The organism is Butyribacter sp. (assembly GCF_056818865.1).
Genome location: NZ_DBLYGC010000024.1, coordinates 1 through 12,566, shown reverse-complemented (window position 1 = coordinate 12,566; position 12,566 = coordinate 1). Strand labels below are relative to the sequence as shown.

The window sequence follows — 12,566 nt, the reverse complement described above, 5'->3', positions numbered from 1 at the left end:
TGAGATGAACGATAAGATATCAGATAAAAATAAAAATGAGGCTTCAATTGATAATATTTACAAACTGGATGGAACTGTTCCGGTATTAAAGGCTGTTCCGTTTGGTTTACAGCATATTCTTGCAATGTTTGTTGCAAATATTGCTCCTATTCTCATAGTCGGCGGGGCAAGTGGTATCAGTGACAAAAATATAGCGTCACTTATTCAGAGTGCAATGCTGATTGCCGGAATAGGAACGCTTATTCAGTTGTTTCCGATTTTCAGAAAAATCGGTTCAGGACTTCCTATAGTTATGGGAATCAGTTTTACATTTGTATCGGTTTTGTGTTTCATTGGTGCAAAGTACGGTTATGGAACGATAATGGGTGCAGTGCTTGTCGGCGGTATTATAGAGGGAACTCTGGGACTGTTTGCAAAATACTGGCTTAAGATAATATCACCGATAGTTTCGGCAAGTGTTGTTACGGCGATAGGTTTTTCTCTGCTTTCGGTTGGTGCGACTTCATTTGGAGGAGGAAGCGGCAGTGAAGATTTTGGTTCAGCACAGAATTGGATTCTTGGAACGATAACACTTTTATGCTGTATACTTTTTCATATTTTTGCAAAATCGTATTACAGACAGTTGTCAGTTCTTTTTGGTCTGATTGTTGGATATATAGTGGCATTAATAATGGGAGTTGTTGATTTCTCTTCATTAAGTGATATGAGGATTATAGCAATACCACACCTTATGCCGTTTAAAATGGAATTCAGAGCCGATGCCATAGTATCGGTAGTGCTGATATTCTTAGTTTCGGCAACGGAAACTATAGGAGATACCTCGGCGCTTGCTTCTTCGGGACTTGACAGATATGCAACTGAAAAAGAGACATCAGGTTCTATTGCATGTGATGGATTTGTAAGTGCACTTTCATCAGTGTTTGGCTGTCTTCCGATTACATCGTTCAGTCAGAATGTAGGACTTGTTGCTATGACAAAAGTTGTAAACAGATTTACCATTGCAACAGGAGCAGTGATAATGATAATTGCAGGTATATTCCCAGCTTTCGGTGCCATTCTTTCAACACTTCCTGAAGCTGTACTTGGAGGTTGTACGATAATGATGTTTGGAACTATTGTTGTGAGCGGTCTGCAGATGATAAGCAAATGTGGATTTTCACAGAGAAATATTGTTATCGCTGCATTGTCGCTTAGTGTCGGACTTGGATTTACACAGTGTGAAGATTTATTTAAAATTTTCCCACAGATAGTGCAGACTGTTTTTGCACAGAATTGTGTGGCTGTAGTGTTTATTGTTTCGATAATATTAAATCTGGTTTTGCCAAAAGACATGGAAGTTACAAGACCGGGAGAATAATTTGAATAACAAGAGGGTGAGGGAAAGTTATGGAAAAACAGGTTGCAGTATTGATAGACGGAGATAACATTTCTGCAAAATATGCAGAGAGTATAAAGCAGGAGGCATTACAGTATGGAAATATAAAAGTTTTCCGACTGTATGGTTCCGTTAATTCTCCAAATACAAAAAGATGGTATCCGGTTATGCCAAAACAGGGAATAATGCCTGTTTTGCAGATTTCCTATGCAAGCGGCAAAAGTATAGCAGATCAGGCTCTGACTATAGATGTTATGGATTTGCTTCATTCGGACAGTATTGATATATTTTGCATTGCATCAAGTGACAGTGATTTTACAAAACTTGTATACAGGCTTAAAGAATCCGGAAAGATAGTTATCGGGATGGGTGAGTCAAAGACTAAAGAAGCTCTTGCAAAGGCTTGTGATGAATTTAAGATACTGAATCTTATTTATCAGACGGAAGAGGAAACTTCAAAGCCTGATGAAAGTAATGTTGAAGATGCAAAGAACGATAAAAAGCCAAATAAAAATATATTAGAAAAAGAACTTTATGAAGAGGAATTTTTGGATGATGAGGACGAAGAAGAAATTGATGAGAGTGAGATAAGCATTCCTGAGTTGTCGGAAATTTCTTCATATATATCCTCTTACATTGAAACATTGGACAGTGAGAGAGTAAATCTTGCGACACTCGGCAATGTACTTAAGAAAAGATTTTCAGGATTTGATGCAAGAAATTATAAATTTAGCAATATGACACAGATGATGCGGAAAATTGACGGATTCAGGGTAGAATCAGAGAATGCACCTGACGGTGTACATAAAGTTGTTTATATAAGTCTTGATGAAAAGAAATAGTGCACATTTTTGAGAAGTTGTGAAGAAATAATTACATAAAAGAGGAAGTGAGTTTATGTCAAAAGAAAGTATTCCATCAAATCATATGGAGATATATTGGCATGATTATGCAGGCAGTATGGGAAAAACACCTATTGTAAATGCAAGTCTTACAGAAAAAGCGTCTGTAATAGGAAGAACAGGTCTTATGCTGCTTTCGTGCGGAACCGGTGCATGGCGTGTCAGAAGTTCTATGAATACAATAGCTACGAAACTTGGGATAACATGTACAGTCAATATTGGACTTATGTCGATTGATTATACCTGTTTTGATGGTCATGACTGTTTTTCACAGTCATTATGTCTTACAAATACAGGGGTAAATACTTCAAAATTGAACAGACTTGAGCATTTTGTAATTGATTTTGAAAAAAAAGGTGAGAATATGACAGGTGAAGAACTTCATGCACATCTTGATGAAATAGAGAAGCTTCATGGACTTTATTCGCCTGTTGCACTTGGATTTGCTGCGGCATTGGCATGCAGTGCTTTTACATTTTTACTTGGCGGCGGACCTGTTGAAATGCTTTTAGCTTTTTTGGGAGCAGGTGTTGGCAATTTTTTAAGATGCAAACTCGCAAAACATCATTTTACTTTATTCCTTTGTATTGTTTCATCTGTGGCAGCAGCATGCCTTGTTTATACGGGAATGTTGAGAGTGGCAGAAGAGATTTTTAATATTTCACTTCAGCATCAGGCTGGATATATCTGTTCCATGCTTTTTATAATTCCGGGATTTCCGTTTATTACAAGTGGAATTGATTTGGCAAAGCTTGATATGAGGTCGGGAATTGAAAGACTTGTATATGCACTGGTTATAATTATTGTTGCTACGATTACGGCATGGATAATGGCATTGCTGCTAAATCTTAAACCGATTGATTTTCCAGTGCTCAAAATGTCTGTGGGATTGCATCTTTTCCTTAGATTGATAATGAGTTTTTGCGGTGTCTTTGGATTTTCAATAATGTTTAACAGTCCGGTTGTGCTTGCAGCAGCAGCGGCTGTTATTGGAGCAATATCAAATACACTTCGTCTTGAACTTGTTGATTTGGCATGTATGCCTCCGGCAGCTGCAGCGTTTATCGGAGCATTTTGTGCCGGAATTCTGGCATCTGCTTTAAAGAATAGAGTTGGATATCCGAGAATATCCATAACAGTACCGTCTATTGTTATAATGGTACCGGGACTTTATTTGTATCGTGCGGTTTATAATCTTGGAATAATGTCGCTTGTAACATCGGCATCATGGTTTGCATCAGCCATGCTAATTATACTTGCATTGCCGCTTGGACTTATATTTGCTAGAATATTAACTGATAAAACCTTCAGGTATTGTACATGATGAATTTTTAAACATATTTTCACGACATGAAAGTACAATTCCGTCAATACATTCAAGATGATGCAGCATATGGTTTTTAAATTGATGAATTGGAAGCAAAACACCCAATTCATCATATTTTTGCTCATTTTTAAGTCCTGTTTCCTGTCCGTAGTAGACCATAGCGGTAGGGGCACACTTTTGAATTTCCTGAAAAGTATCCCATATGATTGCATATGCTTCTGCTTCTTTAAGACCCAATGCAGCTGTGTCAGGAAGAGCATATAATATAAGAATGCCTCTTTTGCCATTGGCAAGTTTTTCGTCAATTTCCATATTATCAGTATAAGTTCTTTCAATATCATAGCCATCCGCAAGAAAAAGTTTTGAACGTGGGGCAAGGATGTGCTGCTTTTGGATTTCCTGAAATTTTGAAAATTCATGATGTGAAATATCTGATTTTATGTTTTTTAAGAGCATACCATCAGCATCTGTGAGTAATGCAGGATTTTTTCCGGCTTTTCCGTGAAATCTTTTTGGGATGAGGTAGGCTTCACGGAGCAGATCAAGCATGCTTCTTTGGCATAATTCAAGCAGCAGACCGCTAATGTCACCTGTTTTATATGAAGAGAAAAGTATGTTTGTAAACCTCTGTGAATTTTCATCAATCGTAAGATTATCCATAGATATATGTTCATAAAAAACATCACTTAATTTTTCACAGGCGATTGGAGATGATAAAATTTTTTCAAAAATCTGTTCAACGGCTTCTTCTTTTGGAATTTTTTTAATAGTGTTTATTTTTTTTGACATAGTAACAGCCTCCTTTAAAAATAAAATATATCTATATTAAGTATAATTGAGTATAGGATATATGTAAAAAGTATATATTATATAACGAATATGTATATGGTATATATGTGAAAAGACTTGAAATTCAAATTTTGTAGTGATAGAATTTTTTTTTGAAATAATCAATAGGAGGAAAAAGTTATGAAGCTTGTAGAAAATGAATTTATTAAATTTATGGAGAAGTTTGATGCGAACCCTTTCAGGATTATTTTGGAAGATGGGGAGCATATGATTGGAGATGGTGAACCTGTGTTTACCGTAAAGATAAACAAGGTACCCAAAATGACGGATATGCTTACAAGTACATCAATTACATTAGGAGAGGCGTATATGAATGGCGATATAGAGATTGAAGGCGATTTATATACGGCTCTCAATATGTTTTTGGGACAGATGGGGAAATTCTCTACAGATAAGAAAAAGCTGAAAAATATTATATTTACATCAAAATCAAAGGCAAATCAGAAAAAGGAAGTTTCCTCACATTATGATATAGGTAATGATTTTTATAAAATGTGGCTTGATGAAACATTAAGTTATTCATGTGGATATTTTAAAAATGATAATGATACCTTGTATCAGGCACAGTGCAATAAAGTTGACAGAATATTGGAAAAACTTAATCTTTCAGAGAATATGACATTGTGCGATATAGGATGCGGATGGGGATTTCTTCTTATAGAGGCTGCAAAGAAATACAAGATAAAAGGCGTTGGAATAACACTTAGCAAAGAACAGAAGGCAAAATTTGAACAGCGTATCAAAGATGAGGGACTTTCAGAAAGACTTGAGGTAAAACTGCTTGATTACAGGGATTTACCGAAACTTAATAAAAAATTTGACAGGGTTGTAAGTGTTGGAATGATAGAACACGTTGGAAGAGGAAACTATGAGGAATTTATGCAGTGCGTCAAGAGTGTTTTAAAACCGGGTGGAATTTTCGTTTTGCATTTTATCAGTGCATTAAAGGAATATCCTGGAGATGCATGGGTTAAAAAATATATCTTCCCGGGCGGAGTTATTCCAAGCCTCAGAGAGATTATTCAGATTGCAGGAGAGCAGAGATTTTATACTGTTGATGTTGAGAGTCTTAGAAGACATTATAACAGAACACTTCTCTGCTGGAATGAAAATTTTCAAAAGCACAGAGCAGAAGTTGTTGAAATGTTTGACGAAAAGTTTGCAAGAATGTGGGAACTTTATCTTTGTGCTTGTGCCGCAACCTTTATGAATGGTATAATAGACCTGCATCAGATTGTATTTACAAATGATGTAAATAACGAATTACCAATGACAAGGTGGTACTGATTTTTATAAGGTGGAAATGAGGATAAAATGATTACATTAAATGATTATTTGTATTCAGGAGATACGGTTTTTCGTATAATACAGAAGTATATTGAAGATTTGAGAAAAGATGCGAAAGAAACACGCAATGAAGTAGATATGATGCATTGCAATTTTCTTGTACAGATTTTGGAGCTTCTTGAACACAATGAATTTTTGACGGTACAGTCACAGAAGATAAGAGACTTTTATATGTACATGGCAAAGGAGTATCCATATCTTGCCTTTACATTTAAAGGTCGTATAAAGTCTTTGATTCGTGCCGAGGAAAAGTTCAACGGTTATATTGTTGAGTATATTTATGATTATTATATGAAAAACAGGAAATTTCCGCCTGTTTCGGACCTCAAAAACAAATTAAGCTGTTTTAGGGATATAATAGCGTACAGAATTGTTATTTCAATGCCTAAATGTCATTTGAAGCAGGGAGAGGATAAGGATGAACAAGAGATAAAAATTTTGTATGAGATAGCAAATATTCTTCTTGGTTTTTTGGAGGAAAGAGGTTTTACGGCAGAACCAGCAAGAGGTGTGGCAGTGAGTCATTCAAAACTGCTTGACGATGACGTAAGACCATATTACAGAGATTATATATCAGATGACAAAAGCAGTGAGTACCAATCACTTCACATCACATTTTTTGATAACATTGCACGCTGTTTTATGGAAGTACAGCTTAGAACAAAAACTATGGACGACAATGCAGAGATAGGACCGGCAAATCATTTGGGATATGAAAAAAAGCAGGAGCATGAAAGAGCAAGAAGGGACATGATTCCAAAAGGTGAATGTATTTATTTTGATGAGGCTTATGAAAGAGGTATGAAACTTCAGCAGCTTGAACTTTCAAAACTTGATGTGAATATGTTTGCAGCTGTAAATAATAGCCTTATAAATGATGGCTGCGGTCTTTATCGAGGAAGACAGATTCTTCCGTATGAGCATTTGTCGAGGTTTCAAAATGACCTGAGAAGTTAAAAAGGAGAGGAGAAGATAGTGTATGAGAAAAGGAAGTTCTAAAAAGATGCTGTCGATTTTTATAGCGACAGCTATGATGATTACAGGTTTAGTTTCAGTAACTATAAAAAATTAACAGGCCGCTGCAGCGGCGAAAAAGGCAGGGGTAAGTTTTAAAAGTGCCGCTTATACTGTGTAGGAGGGCAAAACACTTGCACTTAAGGGCAGGATTACAAGAAAAATCAGGTTAAAGGAGCTAAAAAGTATACATCAAAAACCATTCAGACAAAAGTGAAAGTTGTGGCAAAGGAAGTTGACAAGTATTGTTTAAATGATGAGATGTATGTCATTATAAATATTCACTGGGACAATGGCTGGTGGGGAATGTTTGGTGATGTTAATAAAAAGACCGTATACCTTTTAAGTAGAGGGTATACGGTCTTTTTTGTCTTTTTGGATATTAAATTTTTTACTATTTTGATAAAAGTTTATATGTCTATAAAGTTAAAATGATTTTATTTCATGTATTCAGGTGTGACATCTCTTCCCATGCCTGAGAGCAGCTTTTTGTCACTTTCTATGGTAGAACCAGATGTTGTGAGCATATTTCCTGTAATTGTTGCACTTGCTCCACCAGAGAATGCAGCTTCACCATCATTTGTGATAAGTGCACGTCCGGCAGCAAGACGGACATTTGCTTCAGGATTTATATATCTGAAGAATGCAATTGTTCTTAATATGTCATTTTCTGAGAGCTGTTCAAGATTTTCAAGCGGTGTGCCGGGGATTGGCATCAAAGCGTTGATAGGAATAGACATGATACCTAATTCGGCAAGTGAAACTGCCATATCAAGTCTGTCTTCCCAAGTCTCACCCATACCGATTATGCCTCCTGAACAGACACAAAAGCCTTCTTCCTGAGCAGCTTTGATAGTTGCAATTTTTTCATCATATGTATGAGTTGTACATATATTCGGAAAGTTCCTTCGTGATGTTTCTATATTGTCATGGTAGCTTGTAACGCCAGCTTCATGGAGTCTGTGGAACTGTTCTTTAGTGAGAAAGCCAAGAGAAGCACATAAATCAAGTTTGCATTCTTTGTGCATTGTTTCATATGCATCTATAGCTTTTTCAAAATCTTCACCAGAAAGGCTTCTTCCTGCTGTAACGATAGCAAAGCGGTCAACACCTTCTTTTTCGTTTGCAAGAGCCTCAGCGAGTATTTTTTCTTTTGGAAGAAAGTCATATACTTCACAATTTGTGTGATTGTGAGCAGACTGCGCACAGTATTTGCAATCTTCGCCGCATCTGCCGCTTCGTCCGTTGATTATCGTACAAAGGTCAACTTTATCGCCACAGAAATATTCGCGTATTTTATCAGCTCCTTCTAAAAGAGCATCAAGTTCACAGTCGATAAAAAATGACAAATCATCTTTTCTTGTAAGCCTTTTTCCGTTAATTATGTCATCAGCAAGTTTTTTTAAATCCATAATGTGCCTCTTTTCTTTTGTCTTAATAATAAATAGAGCAAACTGTAGAGAAAGTCTGCTCTTTTGTGAGTTAGAGTACTGCTTGAAAAGTATTAAATCAGAGCAGTAACAAGTGTTATTATATAGGTAGCAAAAAGAAATGTCAACCTTTAAAAATAAAAGGTTGACACAGGCTTGGAAAAGGTTGATTATCACACTGTATGGTAAACAGTAAACGGTAATAATATTTTTACTCAGCCGATTTAAGATTTTTTTCTATTTTTCCCAGACATATTAGGCATGTTGGTACAATATACAGGCAGGCAAAAATCCATGCGGTCTGGTCGGCAAAACATATTGCATTAAATTTGAAAATCGGTACGAACACGAGACTTACAAATATACGCGCAATCATTTCAACAGCACCGGAAAAAACAGCTCTGCCTGCATATCCAAGACCCTGCACACTCATTCGGCAGACATTTAGTATTCCAAGTGCCCAGAAGAAACATCCGAGACATGCAAGATATTTGCCCGATGCATCCAAAACTGCTGTTGCATTACGGCTTATAAACAATAAAGATAATGTCCTTCCAAAAAGAATGAGTATGCATCCTGAAATAAGCCCATAACATACACCTATCGTTACACCTTTTTTTAGACCCTCTTTAATTCGCTTAAGATTTCCGGCACCGAAGTTTTGGCTGCAAAATGTAGATGCTGCTGTTGCAATCGCATCGAAAGGACACATAAGGAACTGCTTGATACGCATACCTGCCGTAAATCCGGAGATATATGTACTTCCAAGACCGTTGTTTGCAGACTGCATAACCATGCTGCCTATAGCGGTGATGGAATATTGAAGTCCCATCGGAACACCCATCACTATCATCTGTTTTGTTGTATCTGACTTTATACGGCAGTGTTCTTTAGATATACACAAAATGGGAAATTTCTTTATTATATATACAAGGCAGAGAAGTCCGCTTACACCCTGTGACATTATTGTTGCGAGTGCCGCACCTGATACACCTAGTTTAAAAACAATGATAAACGTAAGGTCAAGTATTATATTTAAAATACTTGAGAAAACAAGAAAAAGGAATGGTGTTTTACTGTCACCGACAGCTCTTAACAGTCCTGATAAGAGATTATATAAAATTGTAAAAGGTATTCCTAAAAATATAATGAAAAGATATGAATATGCATCGGCAAAAATATTTTCAGGAGTAGACAGAATATGTAATATGTTTGGACAAAGAATAGCACAGGCGGTTGTTATAACCGCTGCGAAAAGTATTGAGAGAAAGCCTGCATGAAAAATGGCTTCTTTCATTTTCTGAATATTTTTTGCACCAAAATGTTGGGATACCGGAATTGCAAAACCACAGCAGATTCCCATACAGAAACCGAGCACGAGAAACTGAACGCTTGAAGATGCTCCTACACTGGCAAGTTTTTCTTCTCCGAGATATTGTCCGACAATTGCGGTATCTATCATATTATATGTCTGTTGAAAAAGATTGCCAAGAAGCAGTGGGATGGCAAAACTAAAAAGATGTTTCCATATGTTCCCTTCAGTCATATCTTTTGTCATTATAAAACCTCCTAAAAAGCAATTTAAAAGAGCTTCAAATTTTGAAACTCTGTCTGAATGTAATATAAGTATAATGAAGCAATCCGTGGCATTAGTATATTAACATTATTATTAGCAGGATTCAAGATTTGGTTTTGAAAATCTAAATATATATTATGCGGTTGACTGTAATTTTTCAATGAATTATACTTATCTAAAATTGAGATATTCTAATATAAAACAGTAACAGCGGAGGAAAACAAATGACTAAGAAGCAGCGTGCTTTAGAGATAATAGACAGATTAAAAAAAGAGTATCCTGATGCGGACTGTACACTCGATTATAATGAGGCATGGAAATTGCTGGTAAGTGTAAGGCTTGCCGCACAATGTACAGATGCTAGAGTGAATGTGGTTGTAAAAGGACTTTTTGAAAAATATTCGAGTGTAGAAGCACTTGCGGATGCGGAAGTTTCAGATATTGAAGATATAGTAAGACCATGTGGTCTTGGAAAAAGCAAAGCGAGAGATATAAGTGCATGTATGAAAATGCTGCGTGACGATTATGATTGTAAAGTTCCTGATGATTTTAATGAGCTTTTAAAACTTCCGGGGGTTGGAAGAAAGAGTGCGAATCTGATAATGGGTGATGTATTTAAGAAACCTGCTATAGTTACTGACACACATTGCATACGCCTTGTAAACAGGATGGGACTTGTTGACGGAATAAAAGAGCCTAAAAAGGTTGAAATGGAATTGTGGAAAATAATACCGGGAGAAGAGGGGAGTGACTTTTGCCACAGACTTGTATGGCATGGTCGTGAGATTTGTACGGCAAGGACAATGCCGCATTGTGAAAGATGTGTGTTGGAAGATATTTGCAAGAAAAAGATTTAATAAGTAGCAAATTTGCGGTGTTTTTTTATTCAAAATAGTTATTTTTTATCATTAGTAACATTTGTTACGGAAATTACAGGAAAAATGTGGTATTACTATGATGCAGGTGATAAAAATTTAGTATTTTATTTTCGTTTAATGAAAATACTAATAAAAACAGCAAATGCATACATATGTGTGCATGACAGGAGGTTTATCATGGTAAAAGAAGTAAATATAAGAAAAGTGGCAGTAATCGGCTGTGGTTTTGTTGGTTCTACGTCTGCGTATACATTGATGCAGAGCAGTCTTTTTTCGGAGATGGTTCTTATAGATGCGGACAGGGCGAGAGCCGAGGGAGAAGCACTTGATATAAAGCATGGTCTTCCGTTTACAAAACCTATGAATATATATGCAGGAGATTACAGTGATATTGCGGATGCGGCAATTATTGTTATTACAGCAGGTGCAGCTCAAAAGCCGGGAGAAACAAGACTTGACCTTGTAAAAAAGAATACTGCAATTATGAAATCAATAATAGGAGAGATTAAAAAGCAGAATTGTCAGGGAATTTTACTAATAGTATCAAATCCAGTGGATGTGCTTACAAATGTTGCACTTAAAGCAAGTGGATTTCCTGAGAACAGAGTAATTGGTTCAGGAACAGTGCTTGATAGTGCAAGACTTAAATATCGTCTTGGAGAACATCTTTCTGTTGACAGTAGGAGCGTACATGCATTTATCGTAGGAGAACATGGTGACAGTGAAATTGCAGTATGGAGCAGTGCAAATGTTTCGGGGATTGCAGTTGACGATTTCTGCGAGATGAGAGGTCATATAAATCATGATAAAAATATGCGTGCAATAGCCGAGCAGGTTAAAAACAGTGCATATGAGATAATTGAAAAGAAGAAAGCTACCTATTATGGTATAGGAATGGCTGTAAAGAGAATTTGTGAAGCTATAGTAAGAGATGAAAAATCAATACTTCCTGTATCAAGTATGATACATGGTATATACGGAATTGATGATGTCGTTCTGAGTATGCCGGCAATAGTCGGCAAAGATGGTGTCGAAACATTGGTTCCGATAAGCATGAGCAGTGATGAAGTAGAAAGGCTTAAAGACTCTGCAAAAACACTTAAGGAAGTTTTAGAACAGGCTGAGTAGATAAGAAATGTCGGTGACTGTCATATATTAATGGTATTTTGCTGTTTGTGTCTAAGACGCAGACAGCAATAGTATATATAATGTTATTTTGAGTTTCCCCATTTTTTTGAGAAACTAAATCATCTGCAAAATAAAAAAGCAAAAACACTGCACTAATGTTATAATTAAATCACGACAAAACAAATAAAACAAAGGAGTGTTTTTGCATGATTAATTATAACAGATTAGGATATGAAATTAAACGGAATTTAGCAAATTTCTCAGAAAAAATTTCAAACGGATTGAAACAACCACAAAGCAAATTTCTTTTACAGATGCTTTATGGTATTTTAGCAGGAAACAAACTTCATTTGAGCGAAATTGCCCGCTCTTTAAACGAAAATATTACACTCAAGAAAACCATTGACAGACTTTCAAGAAATTTGTCTGCCTTTAAGCAAAAGGAAACGGTTATGAAAAACTATATCTCGGTGGTTAAGAAACAGATAAACGAGGAAAATGCAGTTATTGTTATTGATAATTCTGATATTACCAAACCATGCAGTCCGAAAATGGAAGCAATTTCTGATGTCCGTGACGGTAGTACAGGAGAAATCAGAAAATGATACTTTACTGTGGAAGCTGCCGTGCTTTCACAGAATAAAAAAATGCCACTTCCAGTCTACGAAAAAGTCTTTTCGGCGGCAGAAAAAGGGTTTATCAGTGCAACACACGAGAATCTACAATGCTTGAAATCGTTG

General features: G+C 36.2%; 12 protein-coding genes. 9 read left to right on the top strand and 3 right to left on the bottom strand.

Annotated features, from left to right (window positions below):
* Positions 1-4: 4 nt before the first annotated feature.
* Genes ACZLXV_RS11020 through ACZLXV_RS11010 form a run of 3 tightly spaced genes read left to right on the top strand, consistent with a single transcriptional unit; the run spans position 5 to position 3,601 of the window.
* Positions 5-1,357 carry a uracil-xanthine permease family protein gene (locus ACZLXV_RS11020; protein ID WP_022223444.1) on the top strand — a complete coding sequence of 451 codons (1,353 nt, stop codon included), beginning with the start codon at positions 5-7 and terminating at the stop codon, positions 1,355-1,357.
* Between the two features lie 29 nt (positions 1,358-1,386).
* The gene (locus ACZLXV_RS11015) at positions 1,387-2,217 is read left to right on the top strand and encodes an NYN domain-containing protein (protein ID WP_022223445.1); all 831 of its coding nucleotides are present in this window, start codon (positions 1,387-1,389) and stop codon (positions 2,215-2,217) included.
* Between the two features lie 55 nt (positions 2,218-2,272).
* The gene (locus ACZLXV_RS11010) at positions 2,273-3,601 is read left to right on the top strand and encodes a threonine/serine exporter family protein (RefSeq protein ID WP_022223446.1); all 1,329 of its coding nucleotides are present in this window, start codon (positions 2,273-2,275) and stop codon (positions 3,599-3,601) included.
* Here ACZLXV_RS11010 and ACZLXV_RS11005 read toward each other — a convergent pair.
* A complete protein-coding gene (locus ACZLXV_RS11005) occupies positions 3,569-4,393 on the bottom strand; it encodes a DUF4866 domain-containing protein (protein WP_482383456.1) in 825 nt (274 codons plus the stop codon). The two genes, ACZLXV_RS11010 and ACZLXV_RS11005, sit on opposite strands and share 33 nt — an antisense overlap.
* A gap of 180 nt (positions 4,394-4,573) precedes the next feature.
* On the opposite strand from ACZLXV_RS11005, the gene ACZLXV_RS11000 reads away from it, so the two are divergent.
* From ACZLXV_RS11000 to ACZLXV_RS10990, 3 genes are all read left to right on the top strand, one after another.
* Positions 4,574-5,740, top strand: a complete 1,167-nt coding sequence (locus tag ACZLXV_RS11000; protein WP_482383455.1) for a class I SAM-dependent methyltransferase — start codon at positions 4,574-4,576, stop codon at positions 5,738-5,740.
* Between the two features lie 27 nt (positions 5,741-5,767).
* Positions 5,768-6,757 (top strand): nucleotidyltransferase family protein, encoded by a 990-nt coding sequence (locus ACZLXV_RS10995; RefSeq protein WP_482383454.1) that lies wholly within the window; start codon positions 5,768-5,770, stop codon positions 6,755-6,757.
* Positions 6,758-7,036: 279 nt separating this feature from the next.
* Positions 7,037-7,249, top strand: a complete 213-nt coding sequence (locus ACZLXV_RS10990; protein WP_482383453.1) for a hypothetical protein — start codon at positions 7,037-7,039, stop codon at positions 7,247-7,249.
* Between the two features lie 2 nt (positions 7,250-7,251).
* Here ACZLXV_RS10990 and bioB read toward each other — a convergent pair whose 3' ends face one another.
* The gene (gene bioB / locus ACZLXV_RS10985) at positions 7,252-8,226 is read right to left on the bottom strand and encodes a biotin synthase BioB (protein ID WP_482383452.1); all 975 of its coding nucleotides are present in this window, start codon (positions 8,224-8,226) and stop codon (positions 7,252-7,254) included.
* Between the two features lie 229 nt (positions 8,227-8,455).
* Entirely contained in the window at positions 8,456-9,802 is a 1,347-nt protein-coding gene (locus ACZLXV_RS10980; RefSeq protein ID WP_022223452.1) for an MATE family efflux transporter, read from the bottom strand.
* 242 nt (positions 9,803-10,044) lie between these two features.
* On the opposite strand from ACZLXV_RS10980, the gene ACZLXV_RS10975 reads away from it, so the two are divergent.
* The 3 genes from ACZLXV_RS10975 (at position 10,045) to ACZLXV_RS10965 (ending at position 12,431) form a co-directional block, all read left to right on the top strand.
* Complete coding sequence (locus ACZLXV_RS10975; protein ID WP_022223453.1) at positions 10,045-10,677, top strand: endonuclease III domain-containing protein; 633 nt, start codon at positions 10,045-10,047, stop codon at positions 10,675-10,677.
* Positions 10,678-10,875: 198 nt separating this feature from the next.
* Complete coding sequence (locus tag ACZLXV_RS10970; protein ID WP_022223454.1) at positions 10,876-11,826, top strand: L-lactate dehydrogenase; 951 nt, start codon at positions 10,876-10,878, stop codon at positions 11,824-11,826.
* Between the two features lie 206 nt (positions 11,827-12,032).
* Complete coding sequence (locus tag ACZLXV_RS10965; RefSeq protein WP_482383451.1) at positions 12,033-12,431, top strand: hypothetical protein; 399 nt, start codon at positions 12,033-12,035, stop codon at positions 12,429-12,431.
* The last annotated feature ends 135 nt before the right edge of the window (positions 12,432-12,566 follow it).